General features: G+C 68.1%; 16 protein-coding genes. 6 read left to right on the top strand and 10 right to left on the bottom strand.

Translation table 11 applies throughout. The annotated features are described in order from the left end of the window. Nucleotides 1-3: 3 nt before the first annotated feature. Nucleotides 4-876, bottom strand: coding sequence for a MurR/RpiR family transcriptional regulator (locus tag E5F05_RS01650; protein WP_146719746.1), 873 nt, complete (start codon nt 874-876; stop codon nt 4-6). A gap of 671 nt (nt 877-1547) precedes the next feature. Next, complete coding sequence (locus tag E5F05_RS01645) at nt 1548-3452, bottom strand: glycoside hydrolase family 2 protein (RefSeq protein WP_146719745.1); 1905 nt, start codon at nt 3450-3452, stop codon at nt 1548-1550. 494 nt (nt 3453-3946) lie between these two features. Here E5F05_RS01645 and E5F05_RS01635 point away from each other — a divergent pair, with 494 nt between their 5' ends. Then, complete coding sequence (locus E5F05_RS01635; RefSeq protein ID WP_146719744.1) at nt 3947-5494, top strand: cation:proton antiporter; 1548 nt, start codon at nt 3947-3949, stop codon at nt 5492-5494. 211 nt (nt 5495-5705) lie between these two features. Here the strand turns inward: E5F05_RS01635 and E5F05_RS01630 are convergent, their stop codons facing one another. The 6 genes from E5F05_RS01630 to E5F05_RS01605 are packed head-to-tail and all read right to left on the bottom strand — an operon-like array spanning nt 5706 to nt 11507. Beyond that, nucleotides 5706-6380: an N-acetylmannosamine-6-phosphate 2-epimerase gene (locus E5F05_RS01630; protein ID WP_146719743.1), complete on the bottom strand. Its 675-nt coding sequence runs from the start codon at nt 6378-6380 to the stop codon at nt 5706-5708. After that, on the bottom strand, nt 6373-7293 hold the full coding sequence (locus E5F05_RS01625) for a dihydrodipicolinate synthase family protein (protein WP_146719742.1): 921 nt from the start codon (nt 7291-7293) through the stop codon (nt 6373-6375). Before E5F05_RS01625 ends, E5F05_RS01630 begins: the two co-directional genes overlap by 8 nt. Nucleotides 7294-7324: 31 nt before the next feature. Continuing rightward, nucleotides 7325-8203 carry an oligopeptide ABC transporter permease gene (opp4C, locus tag E5F05_RS01620; RefSeq protein ID WP_146719741.1) on the bottom strand — a complete coding sequence of 293 codons (879 nt, stop codon included), beginning with the start codon at nt 8201-8203 and terminating at the stop codon, nt 7325-7327. 8 nt (nt 8204-8211) lie between these two features. After that, the gene (locus E5F05_RS01615; RefSeq protein ID WP_146719740.1) at nt 8212-9165 is read right to left on the bottom strand and encodes an ABC transporter permease; all 954 of its coding nucleotides are present in this window, start codon (nt 9163-9165) and stop codon (nt 8212-8214) included. Nucleotides 9166-9224: 59 nt separating this feature from the next. Next, complete coding sequence (locus tag E5F05_RS01610) at nt 9225-10763, bottom strand: ABC transporter substrate-binding protein (RefSeq protein ID WP_146719739.1); 1539 nt, start codon at nt 10761-10763, stop codon at nt 9225-9227. A gap of 12 nt (nt 10764-10775) precedes the next feature. Then, a complete protein-coding gene (locus E5F05_RS01605; RefSeq protein WP_146719738.1) occupies nt 10776-11507 on the bottom strand; it encodes a FadR/GntR family transcriptional regulator in 732 nt (243 codons plus the stop codon). A 187-nt stretch (nt 11508-11694) separates the two neighbouring features. Here E5F05_RS01605 and E5F05_RS01600 point away from each other — a divergent pair, with 187 nt between their 5' ends. The 3 genes from E5F05_RS01600 to E5F05_RS01590 all read left to right on the top strand — a co-directional run bounded on the left by E5F05_RS01600 (nt 11695) and on the right by E5F05_RS01590 (nt 15787). Then, on the top strand, nt 11695-12648 hold the full coding sequence (locus tag E5F05_RS01600; protein WP_146719737.1) for an alpha/beta hydrolase: 954 nt from the start codon (nt 11695-11697) through the stop codon (nt 12646-12648). Between the two features lie 158 nt (nt 12649-12806). Then, nucleotides 12807-13940 carry an N-acetylneuraminate epimerase gene (locus tag E5F05_RS01595; RefSeq protein ID WP_146719736.1) on the top strand — a complete coding sequence of 378 codons (1134 nt, stop codon included), beginning with the start codon at nt 12807-12809 and terminating at the stop codon, nt 13938-13940. A 74-nt stretch (nt 13941-14014) separates the two neighbouring features. Continuing rightward, nucleotides 14015-15787, top strand: coding sequence for an exo-alpha-sialidase (locus E5F05_RS01590; RefSeq protein WP_146719735.1), 1773 nt, complete (start codon nt 14015-14017; stop codon nt 15785-15787). Nucleotides 15788-15860: 73 nt separating this feature from the next. Here the strand turns inward: E5F05_RS01590 and E5F05_RS01585 are convergent, their stop codons facing one another. Further along, nucleotides 15861-16847 (bottom strand): Gfo/Idh/MocA family protein, encoded by a 987-nt coding sequence (locus E5F05_RS01585; RefSeq protein WP_146719734.1) that lies wholly within the window; start codon nt 16845-16847, stop codon nt 15861-15863. After that, nucleotides 16844-17761 (bottom strand): Gfo/Idh/MocA family protein, encoded by a 918-nt coding sequence (locus tag E5F05_RS01580; protein WP_146719733.1) that lies wholly within the window; start codon nt 17759-17761, stop codon nt 16844-16846. The genes E5F05_RS01585 and E5F05_RS01580 overlap by 4 nt, the downstream gene beginning before the upstream one ends. Nucleotides 17762-18020: 259 nt before the next feature. Between E5F05_RS01580 and E5F05_RS01575 the strand changes: the two genes are divergently transcribed. Both E5F05_RS01575 and E5F05_RS01570 read left to right on the top strand, forming a co-directional pair. After that, complete coding sequence (locus E5F05_RS01575; protein WP_146719732.1) at nt 18021-19181, top strand: ABC transporter permease; 1161 nt, start codon at nt 18021-18023, stop codon at nt 19179-19181. Further along, entirely contained in the window at nt 19121-19702 is a 582-nt protein-coding gene (locus tag E5F05_RS01570; RefSeq protein WP_146719731.1) for a glycosyl-4,4'-diaponeurosporenoate acyltransferase CrtO family protein, read from the top strand. The genes E5F05_RS01575 and E5F05_RS01570 overlap by 61 nt, the downstream gene beginning before the upstream one ends. The last annotated feature ends 2 nt before the right edge of the window (nt 19703-19704 follow it).

The following is a 19704-nucleotide window of genomic DNA, read 5'->3' as shown; positions in this document are numbered from 1 at the left end:
AAGTCACGGGGAAGGCTCGGCGTTCAGGGCGCGCCGGGCCGCGGCCGCGCGGGAAAGCCGCTCGGACAGGTAAGGGTCCTGCGCGACGTGCAGGCTGGTGAACAGGGCGTCGAGGACCGCCACCTGGGGCAGCTGCGTCGCCAGACCCTCCGGGCGGTAGCGGTCGCCGGGCGCGGAAACGGTCAGCGTGTGGTGCGCCGCCTTGCTCAGGGGCGTGCGCCCCAGCCCCGTCAGCGCCACGACGGTCGCCCCCGCCTGCCGGGCCAGCCGCGCGGCCTGGACGACCTGCGGCGTCGTGCCGCTGAAGGACACGGCGATCAACACGTCGGTCGGCTCCAGCAGCGAGCAGGTCGGCAGGAAGGTGCCGGGATCGGTTGTGGCCCGGCAGGACAGGCCCAGCCGCAGGCCCCGGTACTGACCACTGAACGCGACCACACCGCTGGCCCCCACGCCGATCAACTCGATATGCCGCGCGAGCGTCATCGCCTGCACGGCGGCGCTGAAGGCTTCCAGGTTCAGGTGTTCCAGCGTGTCGTCCAGCGCCGTACTCGCCGAATCGAAGACCTTCCGCAGGATGGTGACCGAGGCGTCCTGGGCTTCCACGCTCAGGTCGGCTTTCCGGCTGACCGCCAGCGCCCGCGAAAGCTGGAGCTTGAACTCCTGATACCCGCCGAAGCCCAGGTGCTGCACCAGACGGACCACCGTCGCGTCACTGGTGCCCGCCGCCTCGCTGAGTTCCGCGATGGTCAGCGACAGGAACCGCTCCGGGTCCATGAGGATCTGGTCGATCACCCGCACGGTCGCCGCGCCCTGCTCCTCACGAAGGAGGTGCAGGCGCCGCAGGACAGGGGGGAGATGAGCAGGTGGAGTTGCCATAGGAAAGTCACCGCGCTGGGGGAGGAAAACAACCTGAACTGTGGAAACCACCCCAAATCTAACGGGCCGTTTCAGTTTTTGAAAGAGCAGCAGCGCGTATTGTTTCGCTCCATCTTGACAGGCCGTTGCACCCCGAAACTGTCGACCACAACTTCCTCCCGAAAATCCCCATATACCTCGACCTCTGACCGGAAGCGAGAGAAAGGACGGGAAATTTTATTCCACTTTTTTCTACGGTCCGGTGAGTTTCCCTCGAATTTTTAATACCCCGTCATGACAACCTTCCACGGCAGATGTGGGGCTGGAGCCCGCAGGATCGACACGGAGCTTCACCATCCAGGTCAGCGAGGCAGGCGGAGCCCCCACGTCCCCCTGAAAAACAACGTCAAAGGCTTGAAAGCATGGGCCGCCTTGGCCTTCAGCTACCCAGTTCAAAATGGCGTGGTGGATGTGGGACACCGCAGTTCAGTGTCTCCGCCCGGTTCTGGGCGGTGCCTTGACCGGTTTGCCGACCTGCACGTTGTGGAGGATCAGGGCCAGGCACAGTGGCCAGCGATCCCGCTTCATGGCAATACCTTGAGGACGATACTGCGGGTGCCCGTACCGCTCGCGCTGGTTGCACACCCACGCCCCCCCGTTCCCTGTCGACGCAGGCAGGGCAGCTCCCGGCGTCAGTCCTCAGCCATAACCTCCCCCTGGGTCTGGGCGAGCATCTGTGCGCGGCGGCGTTCGTCGGCCAGAGCGTGGATCTCCACCAGCACGTCGTGCTGCACGGCCCGCGAGACACGGCTGGTGACGGCCCGGACACGCTCCGGGTCGAGCTTGGGCGTGCGGTCCTCCCGCAACAGGCCGTTGGTTTCCTGCTCGGTATCGGTGAGCTGGGTGTAGCAGAAGCCCGCGATCACGGGGCTGTCGAGGACCGCCGTGAGGAGTTCCTCGTAGCGGCTCAGCAGCGTATCGCTGTCCGGCAGGGTCCCGTAGCCCCACCAGCGTTCCGACTCGCTGGGCGCGTGACTCAGTCCCCCGAACTCCGTCAGCATCACCGGTTCGCCCTGGCGGTGGTGCCCGGCGAGGTAGAAGTTGCGGCTCGACGGCTGCACCGCCCGCAGCGTGTGTTCCAGCGCCTCTTCGGAACCGTAGCGTTCACGCAGGGTGGCGCCGTCCAGCGCGTAGTCGTGCACGCCGAGAATGTCCCCCTCGACCAGCTCCCACCCGTCGTTGCCGATCACCGGGCGGGTGGGGTCGAGGGACTTGGTCAGGTGGTACAGGCCGCGCACGAAGGCCCGCTGGGCCGGATCCCCTTCCAGGTTGGGGACGCCCCAGCTCTCGTTGATGGGCACCCAGGTCACGATGCAGGGGTGGCTGGCGTCCCGTTCCAGCACCTCCAGCCACTCGCGGGTCAGGCGGCGCTGGGCTTCCGGTGTGAAGACGAAGCTGTTCGCCATCTCGCCCCAGACCAGCACGCCCAGACGGTCACACCAGTACAGGAAGCGTGGATCCTCCACCTTCTGGTGGATGCGCACCCCGTTGAAGCCGAGCGCCTTGATGAGTTCGACCTCGCGTCTCAGGGCCTCTTCCGAGGGTGCGGCAAGGTGGCTTTCGGGCCAGTAGTTCTGCGCGAGCACCAGGCGCAGGTAGTACGCGCTGCCGTTGAGCTGAAATCTCCCGTCACGCACACCCACGCTGCGCAGCCCGGCGTAGCTGCCCACCTCATCCATGACATTGTCGTCCTCGTCAAGGAGGCTGATCCGGGCGTCGATCAGGTTGGGCCGCCGGGGGCTCCACAGCAGGTCCTGGCGTTCGGCCCGGAAGCGTCCGGGGTCGAGCTCGATCTCGCGGCGGACCTCCTGGCCCTCCAGGGCATAGGTGTCGTCCGCCAGGCGCTGACCCCGGATGCTAAGCCGCACCCGCACACGCAGGCCCTGACCCGCATCCCGGTTCAGGCGTAAGACCAGGCCGAGCCGCCCGCGTTCCACGTCCGGGGTCCAGCGCAACGTCTGGATGAAGGTGCGGGGCACATATTCCAGCCAGACCGGCTGCCAGATGCCGGTCGTGCGGTGGTACCAGATCGCGTGCGGCGTCTCCTCCCAGTCCTGCTTGCCGCGCGGCTGCGCCAGGTCCGCAGGATCGTCCTCGGCGCGCACCACGACCACCTGCGTCTCACCCGGTACCAGCGCGGGCGTGATGTCAGCGGTGAAGGGCGTGTGACCGCCCTCGTGCTGGGCGACGAGGCGCCCGTTCACCCACACCCGGGCGCGGTAGTCCACCGCCCCGAAGTGCAGCAGCACGTGCCCGGTCCGGCCCTCAGGAGCCACGCGAACCGTGCGGCGGTACCACACGACCGGGTGGTAGCCGGTCGCCCGCAGCCCGCTGGCGCGGCTCTCCGGCGGGAACGGCACCGTGATCTGCTGGTCGAACACATCCTCGCGCTCGAACCAGCGCCCGTCCAGCCTGCGGTCCTCGTCGTCGTGGGCAAAGCCCCACACCCCGCTCAGATCGTCCCAGCGTTCGCGCGTGAGCTGCGGGCGGGGGTGCAGGGGGGTGGCTGCGGGCGTGGCCGGGAAGGGTTCGTTCATGGGTCCTCCTGAAAAGAGGGTCAACACCCGGGAAGAAGGGTTGGAGTGAGCCCCATGGAGCCGACCGCAGGGCAAGTCACTTCTGGGCCGCAGTGTAACGGGCGGCGAACTCGGTGGGTGGGATGTATCCCAGATTGGAGTGAAGTCTGCCGCCCTGCATCGTCCAGATCGACGTACTCTTGCAGATCAACCTCCCCGGTCTTCAGGGTCTTGTCAAAGCTCTCCATCTTGACGTTGTCGTACGGATTCCCAGTTCTCGATCTGAGTTTCTGACCCAGACCTCGTGAGGTTCAGGGTCTTGCCTCAGCAAGGCCCACTGCGGAGGCCAGCTCACCCTCTGCTGATATTCAAGTTAGATACGCTCATGGCGGGCACGCTGAAGGGTTGTGCCCACCCGTCAGGCACTTCGGCCCGGGAGAGGGGCGAGACGCCGGGACATCGGATCGCCCACCTATGATCATCCTGCCGAGCCCCTCCAGGGAGGCCCCACACGCATGCTGATCTTCGAGACTCTGCTCGGGCTCCTGTTCGGAGCGACCATTCTGTCCGTCCTTGCCCGGCGGCTGAACATCCCCTATCCCACCCTGCTCGCCGTGGGTGGAGCTTGCGTCGCGTTCCTCCCGGGCGCGCCCCGCTTCGAGTTGCCGCCCGAACTGATCCTCGCCCTCTTCGTGGCCCCCGTGCTGGTGGACGCGGCCTACGACACCTCGCTGCGCGACCTGCGGGACAACTGGCAGGCGGTCTTGTCGCTCGTCGTGGTAGCGGTCGGCCTCACGACGGTCGCCGTGGCCTGTACCGCCCGGCTGCTCTTCCCCGAGTTTCCCTGGGCGGCGGCCATTGCGCTCGGTGCCCTGGTTGCCCCCCCGGACGCCGTGGCGGCCCTGGCCGTGTTGCGGCAGGTCAATCCGCCGTACCGCCTCCGCAAGGTGCTGGAGGGCGAGAGCCTCTTGAACGACGCCTCCGCCCTGCTGATCTACACGCTGGCGGTCGGGGCCGTCATGAGTGGGAGCTTCAGTGCCGCCGGGGTCCTGCCGACCTTCTTCCTCACCGTCTTCGGCAGCGCCGCAGTCGGCTGGCTGCTGGCCTGGCCGATCGGTCTGCTGATCGAACACATCGAGGACGCGCCCACCTCGGTCATCTTCCAATTCGTGTTCACCTTCGGCGTGTGGCTCCTCGCCGAGCGTCTGGGCCTCTCCGCCGTGGTCACCACGGTCGTCTTCGGGCTGACGGCAGGCCGACGCTCGGCCCTGTCGGCGCGGCTGAGGGTGCCGACTTTCGCTGTCTGGGACGCGGTGACCTTCGTGCTGAACGTCCTGGCATTCACCCTGATCGGCCTGCAACTGGGGCCGATCCTCGAAGCACTCAGCGGCACAGAACTCCGGCGCTTCCTCGGTGCCGCACTGATCATCCTGGGTGTGGTGATCACCGTGCGCCTGGTCTGGGCCTTGACCTACGCCCTCTCCCAGGGGAGGAAGAGCAACCGCCCGCCGGGTTCCCACTCGGCTCAACCCTCCACGGCCCCGCCAACGGCGAAGGGCGGGCTGGTGATCGGCTGGTCCGGGATGCGCGGGATCGTCACGCTGGCGACTGCCCTCGCGCTCCCGCAGGGCTTTCCCGAGCGGGACTTCATCCAGCTCACCGCCTTCGTCGTCGTGCTGGGCACGCTGGTGATCCAGGGGCTGACGCTGCGCCCGCTGCTGCTGCTCCTCCAACTCCCCCGGGACACGACGGTGGAGACGGAAACCAGCCTGGCACGGGGAGCGGCGCTCAAGGCGGCCCTGAAGGCGCTGGAGGGGGACGACTCCGAGGCCGCGCAGCGCCTCAGATTGGAATACCGGGAGGACCTCGGCCGGGTCCGGAGCGGCGGGGACCCGCACGACACGCCGGACAACATGCTGCGGCAGCGGGTGGTGGGCGCTTCCCGTCGGGCCATCGCTGATCTGCGCCACACCGGTAAGATCGGGGACGACGCTTACCACCGCGTCGAGGAGGAGCTGGACTGGCTGGAGTTGAGCGCCCGGCCAGTGTCAACGCCCGCTTAGCGGCCCGGCGGGGGGAACGGCTGGCTTGCTGCTGGAGAGGGTGCGCCAGGTGATGTTCCTTCCCGGCCCTAAGGGGGCCAGTGGTGATACCGCCGCCGTGAAGCCCTACATCACTCGGCAGGAACCCCGACACCACGAATGCGGCGGCGCCCCCTCCTCAACGCAACGTGGTCGGCCCGCCGATGTCCACCGCGAGGCAGGGGGAAACAGATCAGTCTTGGAGCGCCTGGACGAACCAGCGGGTCACCACGTCCGGGCGGGTGATCGCGCTGCCCACCACGACGAACTGGGCGCCCCGCTTCAGCGCCCGTGCCGCGTCGGCAGGCGTGTTGAGGCGGCCCTCGGCCACGAAGGGCAGGCCCGCCTCCCGCAGTTCGTCCATCAACGCCCAGTCGGGCCCGCTGAGTTGGCGGCTGTAGGGCGTATAGCCGCTCAGGGTCGTGCTCACGATGTCGGCGCCCAGGTCCAGCGCCGCCCGCGCCTCCTCCAGCGTGCTGATGTCGGCCATCACCAGGGCACCCACGGCGTGCACGGCGGCGAACATATCTGCCAGAGGTTCCGGGCGCGGGCGCAGGGTCGCGTCCAGCGCGACGATCTCGGCCCCGAGTTCGGCCAGCCGCACCGCCTCGGCGGCAGTCGGCGTGATGTAGACCTCGGTGTCCTCGCGGTCGGTCTTGGTGAGGCCGATAATGGGGAGGTCCGTCACCGCTCGCACCGCCCGCACGTCCTCGAAGCCCTGAAGGCGCAGCCCGGCCGCGCCGCCGAGTTCTGCCGCGAGGGCCAGGCGGCTGATGATGGAGGGGTCGCGCAGCGGGCTATCCGGGTTGGCCTGGCAGGACACCACCAACTGACCGCGCAGCCGCTCCAGCATGCTGGAATCAGGCATGGGCGAGCAGGCCCTCGGCCGCCAGGATGGCCTCGACGCGGCGGGTTTCCTCGGCGTTCAGGGGGGCATTGGGGCGGTGCATATGGTGGGTCGGGACCAGGCCCAGCAGGTGCAGGGCAGTCTTGAAGCCGCCCACGCCGGAAGCGTTGGGGCTGGTGCGCGGCGTCCCCTGGAGCGCGATCCCGAAGAGGCGGATCAGCCTTTCCTGTAGGCGGCGCGCCTCCGGCCAGTCCTCGCGCCGCGCGGCGCCATACAGCGCCACGTAGCCCGCCGGGTCCACGTTGCCCAGCCCCGGCACGCAGCCGTGCGCGCCCACCAGCAGCGCAGTGTCCACCATCAGCTCGGAGCCGGTGAACAGCCGGAAGTCGGGGTCATCCTGGCACTCCAGCGCCAGCAGGCGGAAGTTGGTGTCGTCGCCGCTGCTGTCCTTGAGACCCTCGATCAGGCCCTCGGCGCGCATCTGCCGCAGTGTGGGGCGTTCGAGCTTGACGTGGACACACACGGGAATGTCGTAGGCCATGATCGGCAGCGGCACGGCCTGACGAACAGCCCGGAAGTGCTCGACGATCTCCGCTTGGCTGGTGCGGGTGTAGAAGGGGGCGGTCACGACCAGGCCGTCCACACCCGCCGCCTGCGCGTCCCGCGCGTGCGCGATCACGCGGTCGGTGGTGGGGTCGATCACGCCCGCCAGCAGCGGCACCCGGCCCGCCACCTCGTCCACCGCGATCCGCAGCACCTCGCGGCGCTGGGGCGCGTCCATAAAGACGACCTCGCTGGTGGAACCGAGGAGAAAGAGGCCGTGGACGCCGCCGTCCAGCAGGTGCCGGAGGACGCGCCGCAGGGCGGGTTCGTCCACCTGGAAGTCGGGCGTGAGGGGCGTGACGACGGGGGGAATGATGCCGTGGAGTTGCATGGAAAACCTCAAAGGAACGTGGGGAGGGGAGTCAGGCTTTGGCCTTGGGGTCGAGGGCGTCGCGCAGGCCGTCCCCGACGAAGTTCGTGGCGAGCACAGTCAGCACGATCAGGGCGCCAGCGGGCATCCACTGCCAGGGATAGGCTTCGAGCACGGTGAGTTCACGCGCGGCGGTGAGGAGGTTGCCCCAGCTCGCCTGCGGGGGCTGCACGCCCAGGCCCAGGAAGCTCAGGCCCGCTTCGAGCAGGATCGCGCTCGCCACACCCAGGCTGACGAATACCACCAGCACGTCCACGACGTTCGGGAGGGCGTGCCTCAGCAGGATGCGGCGATCCGGGGCACCCAGCGCAGTGGCCGCCGTGATGAATTCCAGTTCGCGCACCGAGAGCAGCTTGGCGCGCACCAGGCGGCAGGCCAGCGGCCAGCCCAGCAGCCCGATGATGATGATCGTCTTGTCGATGCCGGGACCGATAATCGCCGCCAGCGTGAGCAGCACGATGATGCTGGGGAACGTCATCACGACGTCCACGCAGCGCATGATCACGTTGTCCACCCAGCCGCCGAAGTATCCGGCCAGAGCGCCCAGCGTGGTGCCGACCACGACGGAGATCAGGGTGCTGAGCAGGCCCACCAGCAGCGACACCCGCCCCGCCGACAGCGTGCGCGCGAAGATGTCACGGCCCGTCTGATCGGTGCCCAGCCAGTGAACGGCGTTGGGTGGCTGATTGCGGGCCAGCAGGTCGATCTGCTCGGGCGTGAAGCGGGCGACGGCGGGGCCGAACACGACCAACAGCACGATCAAGCCGAACAGGACCAGCCCGGCGACGGCCAGCCGGTGGCGCAGGAAGCGGGTGACGGCCATCCGGGCGGGGGTGCGGACGGCGGGGGGAGCAGGAGCGGTGGTGGTCATCGGGGGCCTCAGGTGTAGCGGATGCGGGGGTCGATCAGGCCATACAGCAGGTCGGTGAGCAGGTTTGCCAGCAGGATGACCGCGGCCAGCACCAGCGTCGTGCCCATGATCATGGGGTAGTCGCGGGCGTCGATGGCGTCGAGGTAGAGTTGCCCGGTCCCCGGCCAGGAGAAGATGGACTCCAGAAAGACCGCGCCGCCGATCAGGTTGGCGACGTTGGCGCCGATCACGGTCACGACCGGAATCAGGGCGTTCCGTAACACGTGCTTGCCCACGACCCATGGGTACGCCACACCCTTCGCGCTGGCCGTGCGGACGTAGTCCTGGTGAATGACTTCCAGGATGCTGGAGCGCGTGTAGCGCATCAGGACCGCGATGTAGGTCACCGACAGGATCAGCGCGGGCAGGATCAGGTGTGACAGGATGTCCAGCACGCTGCCGTTCCCCGGCGTCTGGTAGCCCCCGGCGGGAAACCACTTCAGCTTCAGGGCGAAAACGTACAGGCCCAGCAGCCCGGCCAGGAAGGCGGGGGTGGAGATGCCCAGGAACGCGAGCAGGGTCAGCACGTTGTCGGTGAACGTGTAGCGCTTCACCGCAGCCAGAACGCCGAACAGGACGCCCAGCACCACCCCCAGGCCCAGCCCCGCGCCCATCAACAGCAGTGTGGGTGGCAGGCGCCGGGCGAGTTCCCGGCTCACCGGTTCCCCGTTCTTGATGCGGTACCCCAGGTCGCCCTGCACCGCGTGCTGGAGCCAGCGGCCATACTGCACGACCTTGGGCTGGTCAAGGCCCAGATCATGCCGGATGATCGCGCGCTGCTCGGCGGTCACGACCTGATCCGGCGGGATATAGGCGTCCAGCGGATCGCCGGGCGTGAATTGCAGCATCGTGAAGATGATGGCGGTGATGACCAGCAGCAGCGGGATGCTGATCAGCAGGCGCCGCAGTGCGTAGATTCCCATAAGTCACCCGTGTGAAGGGGAGAACGCCGGGGGATGCCCAGACCGCCTTCCCCCCGCGCTCACTTGATGTCCCAGTCCTCGGCGTGGTCGTCGTAGCGGCCACCGCCGGGCGCGGGCGTCCAGATGAAGTTCACCAGGTTCTTGCTGGCCCCCCCGAAACGCTTGGCGACCCACAACGTGTCCCAGGGCAGTTGCGCGTTGCTGACCTGGCACAGGTCCTGGTAGATCGCCACACGCTTGGCCGGGCTGGTTTCCGCCTGGCCCGCCTCGAAGTCCTTGTCGATGGCGGGGATGTTCACGCGCATGCGGTTGGTGCCGTTCGGCGGCATGAAGTCCGAGTGCAGGTTGGCGTACATCACGTCGGGGTCGGGGCCGTTGGCGCTGCCCGCGTACACCATCTCGAAGGTGGGCTTGGCCTTGTCGGTCGTCTGGCCGAAGGTGGGCGGGTCCACGAAACGGGGCGTGACCTTCATGCCGACCTGCGCCAGCATCTGCTGGATGGTCACCAGCACGTCCTTGCTGAGCTGGTCACCGTAGTACGTCAGCAGCTCGACGTTCTCGTTCGGGTTCCACTTGGCGGCCTGGAGCAGTTGCCTGGCCTTGGCAGGGTCGTACCCGTAGGCGTTCAGGCCCTTGGGGACAAACTTGCTGTTGGTGACGACGCAGTTGGCGAGTTCGGCCCCGCCGCCGTAGAGCTGCTTGACGATGGTCGCGCGGTCGATGGCGTACATCACCGCCTGGCGGATGCGGGGGTCCTTGAAGCGTGGGTCGGTCCCGTTGAGGCCGATGTAGTTCACGACCTGCGACGGCCCGGCGATGATGTTCACGTTGTTGCCGACGTTCTTGGTGTCGTCCAGGCTGAGGTACGTGAACTGGATGTCGCCCGACTTGAGGGCCAGCACGGCGGCGGCGGGTTCCTTGAAGTAGCGGTTGACCAGGCGGTCGATTTTCGGCTTGCCCCGGTAGTAGCCCGGGTTGGCCTTGAGTTCCACGTACTGGTCGGGCACGTACTTGCTCCACATGAAGGGGCCGGTGCCGACCGGATTCGTGCGCCACCACGCCGAGTTGCGCAGTTCCTTGGCGGGAATCTTGGCGAGTTCGTGCTGCGGCAGGATCATAAAGTTGGTCAGGCCGTCGAGCAGCGCCGCGTTGGGTTTGCTGAGGGTCAGGATCACCGTGCGGTCGTTGGGCGTCTGGACATTCTTGATGTTGGCGAACTTGGACGCGAAGGGGCTGCCCGAGTCGGGGTTCATTGCCAGGTCGATGGTGAACTTCACGTCCCTGGCGGTGAAGGGCTGGCCGTCGTGCCACTTCACGTCCGGACGCAGCACGAAGGTGTACTTCTTGCCGCCGTCCGCCACCGTCCAGGAGGACGCCAGGTCGCCGCTGATCTTCTTGAAGTTCACGTCGTACAGCACCAGCGTGCCGAAGTACTTGTTCAGCCAGGTGAAGCCCGCCGAGTTGGTCAGGGGGTTGAACGCCTGTGGGGCGCCGCCGGGACCCACATCGAAGGCGCCGGTAATCACCTTGTCGGCAAGGGCACTGCCAGGCAGGGCGGCGCAGGCGAGAGCGAGACTGAGCAGGAAACGCTTGGACATAGACTCTCCTTATCAGGGGTTGGCTGGCGGGGGAGGAAGAATGTCGGTGACGGGGGGCGGGGTGCCCGGTTGGGGTCCCAGCCGTGCGTGGATCTGCTGGAAGTGGGCGTGCATCGCCTCGGTGATGCGCTGGTGGTCCCTGGCCCGCAGGGCGTTGAGAATGGCGAGGTGGTCGTGCGCGGTCTGCTCCAGGTGCCAGGCGGTGACGTTCGCGCTGCCGTGCAGGCGGCGGAACACCTCCCAGAACAGCTCCACGAGCCGGTTGAGAAAGAGGTTCTGGAGCGGTTCGTAGAGGGCCAGATGAAACTCGCGGTCCTCGTCCTCGAAGGTTTCCCCGGCCTGCGCCTTCTGGAGCATCTGCCGGGCGAGCCGTTCAAGGTGGTCGAGTTGCTCGGGAGTCGCCCTGCCCGCCACCATGCCGATCAGCCCTTCTTCCAGCGCGGTCCGCACCTGCAAGAGGTCGCGCAGTGACTTGCCGTCGGTGGCAAAGGAGTAGGGCAGGTTCTCGAAGATGCTGTCGAAGGTAAAGGCTTTCACGTAGATACCCTCGCCCTGCTTGGCTTCCAGAATTCCCAGCGCCTCCAGGCTCTTGACCCCCTCGCGCAGAGAGAGGCGACTCATGCCCATGTCGCGGGCGAGCTGGGCCTCGGGGGGCAGCAGGTCGCCGGGCTTCAGGCCGTGGTCTTCGATATAACGCTTGATCGCCACTTGCGCCTGCCGATATGCGGGAACTCGAGCGGTCATTCCGCCTCCTTCATGTCAGATATCTGATAGGTAAAGCATAGGGAGTCGGAGGGATGGCGTCAAGGGGGAGGAGGTTGCCGCCCATGCCCCGCAGTACCAGAGGCGGGGCGACAAAAACTTGACCCATGGACCCAACTTATCAGATATCTGATACAGTTCGACCAACACTTTGCTCTCAGGAGGTTCTGTGCTTCCCCTCTCCCCCATTGATCCCCAGCTTGCCGAAGCCCTGGCATTGGTCGAGCCGCTGCCCTTCACCCTCGAAGGGTTGCCCGCCCGCCGCGCCGAACAGTTGCGCCGCTACCTGGCAGAAGCGCCGTTGCCCCGCCCCGGCATGCAGACCGAAGAACGCCGCATTCCCCGCACGGACGGAAGCGAACTTCTGCTGAAGCTGTACCGGCCCGCCGATGGAACCGGCGTGCTGCCTGCCCTCCTCTGGTTCCACGGCGGGGGCTATGTGGGCGGCACGGTAGCGCTGGACGACGCCCTCTGCGAGGAACTGGCCCGCGACGTGCCGTGCGTGGTGGTATCGGCCGAATACCGTCTGGCGCCCGAGCACCCCTACCCGGCAGGCCTGGAGGACGCCTTCACCGCCCTCTGCTGGGTGGCGGCGCAGGCCGGGACGCTGGGCATCGATCCCGAAAGAATCGCCATCGGCGGGGCGAGTGCCGGAGCAGGGTTGACGGCCTCACTGGCCCTCCTCAATCGGGACCGGGGCGGCCCGCAACCCCGCCTGCAACTTCTGATCTACCCGATGCTGGACCGCGACACCTCGCGCGATCCGGCGCTGGTGTCGGGCACGGGTGAACATCCCCTCTGGTCGCATCACCAGAACCGCCTGGCCTGGCAGGCGTACATCGGCCACATCGCGGACCCCGCACAGGTTCCCTATACCTCGCCGGTCCACTTCCCCGACCTCACGGCCCTGCCACCTGCCTGGGTGGGGGTAGGTGATCTCGACCTGTTCTATAACGAGGACCGGCGTTATGCCGAGCGCCTGGCTCAAGCTGGCGTTCCCATCCTGTTCCGCCGCTTTCCGGGGGCCTACCACGGCTTCGACCGACTGGTGCCGGAAGCAGCTCTCTCCCGGCAGTTCCGGAGCGACTACACGGGAACCCTGCGCGCGGCGCTTCATCCGTAGGCCAACCCGTTCTGAGCCGATTCACAAGGCATGCATTGACAGGAAACGTCGGGGCGGTTACGCTCTATCTCATCTTCAAATCAGATGTCAGATATCTAAGGTCTGACATCAAACTTTTGGGGCTGTGTGTCCTGCGCCGGAGTCCAGCAAGGAGAACCATGTACAAGACAGGTCTTGCCCTCGCCCTCCTCGCCGCTGCCGCCCTGGGTTCGGCCCAGGCGCAGGTCTACCCGGATTTGCCGGTCGCCATCAAGAACGGCACCGGCGTCATGATCGGCCAGACCATCTACGTAGGCCTGGGCACAGCGGGCAACCAGTGGTTCGCGCTGGACCTCTCGCAGCCTGAGCGGCACTGGGTATTGATCGCCCCCTTCCCCGGCGTGCCCCGCGACCAGTCCATCAGTGCGGCGGTGGACGGCAAACTCTATGTCTTCGGCGGCATCGGCAAGCCCACGCCGACCTCCACGACGACGGTGTTCAACCAGGGCTTCGTCTACGACCCGGCCAAAAACACCTGGACCCAGCTCCCCACCCGTGCGCCCGAGGGCATCGCGGGGGGCGTCGCCGCGACCGTGGGCGATTCGCTGCTGATGTTTGCCGGGGTGAACAAGAACATCTTCGACGGCTACTTCACGGATCTGGCCGCGGGCGAGGGCAACAAGGCCGAGCAGGATCGCATCAGCCGCGCCTACTTCGATCAGCGCCCGCAGGACTACTTCCTGGGCCGCGAGGTGATGAGCTACACCCCCGCTGACAACCGCTGGCAGGAAGTGGACTTCCTGCCCTTCGGCGGGACCGCCGGTTCGGCGCTGGTGGCCCGCGGCAACACGCTGACCCTGGTCGGTGGCGAGATCAAGCCGGGTGTGCGGACTCCCGCCGTGCGCCAGGGGCAGTTGGGGCCTTCGGGCATCACCTGGCGCCCGCTGCCCGACATGCCCGGCCCGGTAGCAGGCGAAGCCCAGGAGGGCCTTGCCGGGGCCTACGCCGGGTACAGCCACGGCGCGCTGCTGGTGGCGGGCGGGGCGAACTTTCCCGGCGCGCGGGCCAGGCTCGCCAGCGGCCTGAACTACGCCCACGAGGGCCTGACCAAGACCTGGCGCAAGGACGTGTACGCGCTGGTGGACGGGCAGTGGAAGGTCGTCGGGGCGCTCCCGCAGGCGCAGGGCTACGGCCTGGCCGTGCCGTACGGGGACGAGGTGATCCTGGTGGGCGGCGAGCTGCAGGGCGGCCAGGCGACCCCGCAGGTGATGTCGCTGGAGTGGCAGGGGGACGCCCTCAAGATCAAGGACTGATTCCGGCTGATCTTGACTGACGCGGGCGGTTCCGGGGCAGCCGCCCGCGTTGCCTTTCCGTCCCTGGAGGCGATATGCACAGAACGCTTTCCCTCACGTCGTTCCTGCTGGCCGGGCTGCTCGCGGGCTGCGGGTCACCCGCCTCGCCGGGCGCGTCCCTGCCGGGCGCCCACCTCGCGCCGCAGACAGTCGGCACCCGCGCCACATACACCGCCAGCAGCGCCCCAACCACCCAGGGCTGGACGGCCTCGCTGACCGGGGCGGGGGGAGGGTCGCTCGTCACGGACCAGGGAGCGAGCTCCTGGCAGGTCAACGGGGTGGGCGGGCGTGCCCAATGGGTCTGGACGCCTGGCGACAGTGACCGCACCGACGCGGCGAACAAGGGCTGGCGGCTGACCAGCACGCTGCGCCTCGCGTCCGGTGGCTACATCACCGACTACTACGCCAACGGCAGTCGCCGCTTTCTGCCGGTCCTCAGCCTGAACAGCAGCGGGCAACTCGTCGCGTCGCTGGAGGGCGGCGGGAGCTACACGCTGGCGTCAGGGACCGCCGCGACCGCCTATCACACCTACACGACCGAGTACGACCCCACCAGCGGCCAGGCCAGCTTCTTCTTCGACGGGGCACGGGTCGCCACCTGGGGCGGGTCGGCCACCACCCAGAACTACGTGGCCTGGGGGGACGGGTCCACCGGCACCGACAGCACGGCGTATTACCGCTCCGTGAAGTTCGAGGTGCTGGCCCCCGGCGAGAGTGGCCGGGTGGAACGCGACGTGTTCGTCGGCGGCCAGGAGGGCAGCCTCGGCACAGCCCATTACCGCATTCCGGCGCTGGCCGTCACCCCGTCCGGCGTCCTGATCGCCGCCAGCGAGGGCAGGCCCAGCGGCTCGGACCCCGGCGTGGCGGGCGATCCCATCAACATCTCCGTGAAGCGGTCCACCGACCAGGGCCGCACCTGGTCCCCGGTCCAGGTGATCGCACAGAACCCCAGCTTCGACTACTCCGACCCCCGCCTAATGGTGGACCAGACGACGGGTGCGGTCTTCCTGTTCTACGTCCAGTGGCCGGACGGCTGCGCGCAGAACGGCGATTGCGTGCCCGCCGGGCTGGGAGACAACACCTCGGTGCTGTTCTTCCGCAAGAGTACGGACGGCGGCGCGACCTGGGGCACACCGGTCAACCTGAACGCGCAGGTCAAGAACCCCACCTGGCGTTCCCTAAATCCCGGTCCCGGCCAGGGCGCGCAGCTTCGGCGGCAGACCGCCGCGCAGGGCGGACACAACGGCCGCCTGCTGTTTCCCGCCATCGTGCGTGACGGCAGCAGCGTCTTCCGCACCGTCACGGTATACAGCGACGACGGGGGCGTGACCTGGCGGGCGGGCAGTCTGACCACCGCACCCGGCACCACCGAGGCCGACCTGGTGGAGCGGAATGACGGCGCGGTACTGCTCTCCGCGCGCAACGACGGCAGCGGCGGCCCCAACCGTTACTACTCCCTCAGCACGGACGGCGGCGTCACCTGGACCGCCCAGCCCGGCCTGGGTGGCGTGAACATCACGCGGGTAGATGTCGGGTTACTGGCGCTCTCCAGCGGCCAGGTGCTGCTCAGTGCGCCCCTCGGCACGCCTCCCGGCAGCGGCAGCGGACGCAGCAACCTGGGCGTCTGGGTGAGTACCGACAGTGGCGACACCTTCCCCACCTTCAAGCACCTGGCCCTGGGGTTCGCGGGCTACTCCTCGCTGGCGGCCCAGACGAACGGCAACGTGGGCCTGCTGTACGAGGCCACCGGCAGCACCCAGATTCACTTCACGAGTCTGCCCGCCTCGTTCTACACCTCGGCGCCCTGAGGGGCTGTTCGCTCAAGAAGAAGAAGAATGGGGATGGGGTGGTGCTGGACGAAGCCTCACCACCCTGACGTGTTCAGGCCTCTGTCAACGCCACCTCACGCTCCATCCGGGCCGATTCCTCCGCAGCAAATACGACCTGCATGACCTGCGCGGCGAATTTCGGCGTCACCTGCGGCACGCGGCCTTCCCGCACCCAGGCGGCCAGGTCCAGCCACTCCAGGCCCAGCGCGTGCAGCGTCACGTCCTCCACCGGGTCGAGGGGCATGGGCGCCCAATCGCCCTGCGTCGCCACCTCCAGATGCTCCGCCCCGACCCGCAAGCCCCCCCGCTCGCACAGGATGTGCGTGGTGTTGAGGGGACCGCCCAGCGCGTACCCGAAGGAGCCGACGAGGCCCGCCGCGCCGCCCTCCATGCGCAGAAAGAGGCTGGCGAGATCGTCCGCGTTCTGGTCGTGGAGGTGGGTTCCCACGCTGGCCGCCACGCTCGCCACCCGGCGGTCCATCAGCCACATCAGGCGGTCCACGACGTGAATCCCGGCGGTCAACAGCATTCCGCCACCCTGGTCCCGGTCCAGGTGCCAGGGGCGCCGGTTGTGTTCTATCCAGAGTTTCTGGAAAACGCCCTGCCCGGCCAGGGGGCGCCCCAGGTCACCGCGTGCCAGCAGCGCCCTGGCGGCCCGGAACCCCGGAAAGTAGTGGCTGGTGAAGCCCACCAGGCAGGGCACCCCTGTCCGCTCGATGCAGGCCAGCACGCGCCGCGTCTCGTCCGGGGTGATGCCCACAGGTTTTTCCAGCAGCAGCGGCTTGCCTGCCTCCAGCACCTGGACGGCCAGGTCCGCGTGTTCGCGGTGCGGCGCGGCGACCAACACGGCGTCCACCCGCGGATCGTGCAGCAGGGCGCCGACCTCGCTGACCACCCGGCCCCCGTGGTCACGGGTAAAGGCCTGCGCGGAGGCCGCATTCGGCTGGTAGACCGCCTCGACCCGGAAGCCCGCGAGAGTTTGCAGGGCCTGCGCGTGCCGGGAGGCCCACCAGCCCGCGCCAATGATCCCGGCCCTCATGTGTTCACCCACGTCGCCACGGCGTAGCACTCGTCGATCACCTGCATCGCCTGCAAGTGGTCAGCCAACGGGTGTGGAGGCGGCTGGTCGGCCTTCAGAGCCTGAAGTGTAGCGGCCGCGAACTGCTCGTAGCGGCGGGCCAGAGGCAGGACGGGTTCCGAACGGACCTGTCCCGCACAGCGGTCGAGAACGTTCAGATGCTGCCCGTCGTCCCGCACGGTGAGGTCACGCCGGTGGCCCGTCAGTTCAAACTCGCTGGCGCTGTCCAGCGCGGCAGTGTACCCCACCTCAACGTGCCCGATCACGCCGCCTGCCGACAGGACCACGCTGGCGTACTCCTCGGCCTCCGTCCAGTACAGGCGGCGGCTCAGCACGCAGGAATGCACCTGCACCCTGCCGGAGGTGGCCTTCAGGAATGCGCTGATCCCGTGGATACCCAGATTCCGCAGGACGCCGCCACCCGCCCGCTGTTCGTCGAGGACCCATGGCACGCCCATCTGCCGGTACCGTCGCGGGGACCCGTTCACCAGACGAAAGCGCAGGTGCGAGAGGGGACCGCCCGCCTCCCCGGTGCAGACGGCCCAGAACCGGTTCTGAAGATGGGGCTGGGCCACGCTGACGAACGCTCCCCACCGCTGTGCCAGCTCGGCCAGGGGCGCCAGCTCCCCCGCAGCCCGTCCGACGGGTTTCTCGAGCACGACCGGGATTCCGGCTTCGAGACAGCGCCGCAGGTCACGCAGCATGTCTCCGGGAGGACCGAGCAAGATCAGCAGTTCCGGTGACTGTGCCAGGGCGGCCTCCAGCGGGTCCTCCGCGCTTTCCGGTGGGAACGAGACAGGCTGACCGCTCGCCGCAAAAGCCTGGAGATGCAGCGGCGCATGCCAGTGCCCCCGGTCAACCAGCAGGATTTGCATATTCGAAGCTATCAGATATCTGATCCATTTTGGTCTTGGTCATGAACTTGCGATCCAACTGTTGAGAGCAGGTATCTGCTCTCGGTCGAAGAGCGCCTCCTCCTGCCGCGTCTTCGTCACCCACGTGAGCATGCAAGGGCCGGAGGAGGCCCAATATTGAAAGCGCCCTGACCTTGACGCTTCTTGCCGTGACCGCCAACCAAGACGCCGGGCTGACCGGCCCTGTCCGGCGCTCAACACTGGGATAGGCTGGCGGCGTATGAGAAGCGCAGAGCGTTGGCACCTCGCCGCCCGGGGACTGCAAAGGCGGCCGGTCCGGACGCTGCTGACCCTCCTGGGGCTGGTGGTCGCGGTGACCAGCATGCTGCTGTTTCTGTCGCTGGGCGAGGGCCTGAAGGGGCAGTTGCGGCAGGAACTGCGGAGCGCCCGGCCCGACCTGCAAGTGGCCCGCCCTGCGGGGGGACTGGCGCTGCTCCCCGGTCCCAACCTCCCCGGGGCGCTGGTCACCACCCTCAAAGCTCAGGCAGGGGAACTGGGCCTGGCCGAGATCACGCCGGTGGCCGCCGAGATCAAACAGGCCCTCGACCCCACCCAGAGCGCCGTGTATTACGGTCTGCCCGCCCGCCAGGGGGTCCAGGCCCTCTTTCCGCGGGCCCGGGCCGCCCAGGGCCGACTGTTGCTGCCGGAAGACGAGGGGCGGGCGGTCGCGGTGCTGGGTGCGAGCGCGGCCAGGAATCTGGGCCTGGGCGTCGGGGGCGAGTTCATGGTGAGCCGCCGTTACCGGGCGCGGATCGTCGGTGTGTTGCAGCCCCTGAACAACCTGACTGACACCTTCACCTTCCTGCCGCTCACCGGGGCACAGCGGGCGTTCGGCACCGGCGATCAGCTCTCCTTCGTGGCACTGAAACTGCGTGACCCCGAGCAGGCCCCACAGATCGCCGCGCAGCTCCGGCGGCAACTGCAACTGGAGGTCAGCACGCGGGACGACGTGCTGCATTCGGCCGGGCAGGTGCTGCGCAGCGCGGACGCGCTCAGCCTGGGCCTCTCGCTGGTCGCTCTGGTGGTGGGCGGGCTGGCAGTCGCCAACACCATGCTGATGACCCTCCACGAGCGCACCCGTGAATTCGCCCTGCTGCGGGCCATCGGGGCCAGACCGCAGTTCCTGCGGCAACTGGTGCTCTCGGAAAGCCTGCTGCTCGCGGGATTGAGCTGGGCGGCGGGGGTGCTGCTCAGCGTGCCCGGTGTCTGGGCGATCAACTGGATGACGCAGCGCGTCGCCGGGATCGACGGCGCGGCCCTCACGCCCCGGCTGCTGGCGCTGACGCTGGGCCTGAGCCTGCTGCTCGGCCTGCTGGCGGGATGGTGGCCCGCCTACCGCGCCGGGCGGACGAGCATCACGCGGGCGCTGGGGCAGCCCTGAACGCGCGCGCCCTGGGGGTCCTGCCTGGCCTGCTCGCCGTGCTGGCCTTGAGTGTCAGCGCACAGCGTCGCCTGGGCTGGCATGGCCTGCCGCTGGCCCTGAGCATGCAGGTGCTGCTGATGTGGTGGGCGCTCTACCTGCTGTGGGCCGTGCCGTTGCCGCTGCGCGCGGGCTGGTTCCGGGTGCGCGCCTGGGAAACGCCGCTCTACCGCCGCCTGGGCGTCTACGGCTACATGCGGCTGCTGCGCGCCGTGGGCTGGGAACGCCTGCGGCGCGGGGCGCAGGGCTTTGACGGCACGCGGGCCACCCTCCGCCACTACGAGCGCCGCACCCGCGAGGCCGAGTTCAGCCACGTCCTGCTGGGGGGCATCACCGCCAGCCTGGTGCTGCTCACCGGCCTGCGGGGGCAGGGGGAGACGGCGGGCTGGCTGCTGGCGACCGGCCTTTTTTTCCACGCCTATCCGGTGATGCTCCAGCGCACCCTGCGTGAGAGGCTCACCCGGCTGGGTGTGTCGGGCTGAGC

Origin of the sequence: Deinococcus metallilatus, from assembly GCF_004758605.1 — a bacterium.
Taxonomy (GTDB): domain Bacteria; phylum Deinococcota; class Deinococci; order Deinococcales; family Deinococcaceae; genus Deinococcus; species Deinococcus metallilatus.
This window is presented reverse-complemented; position numbering and strand designations above follow the sequence as displayed.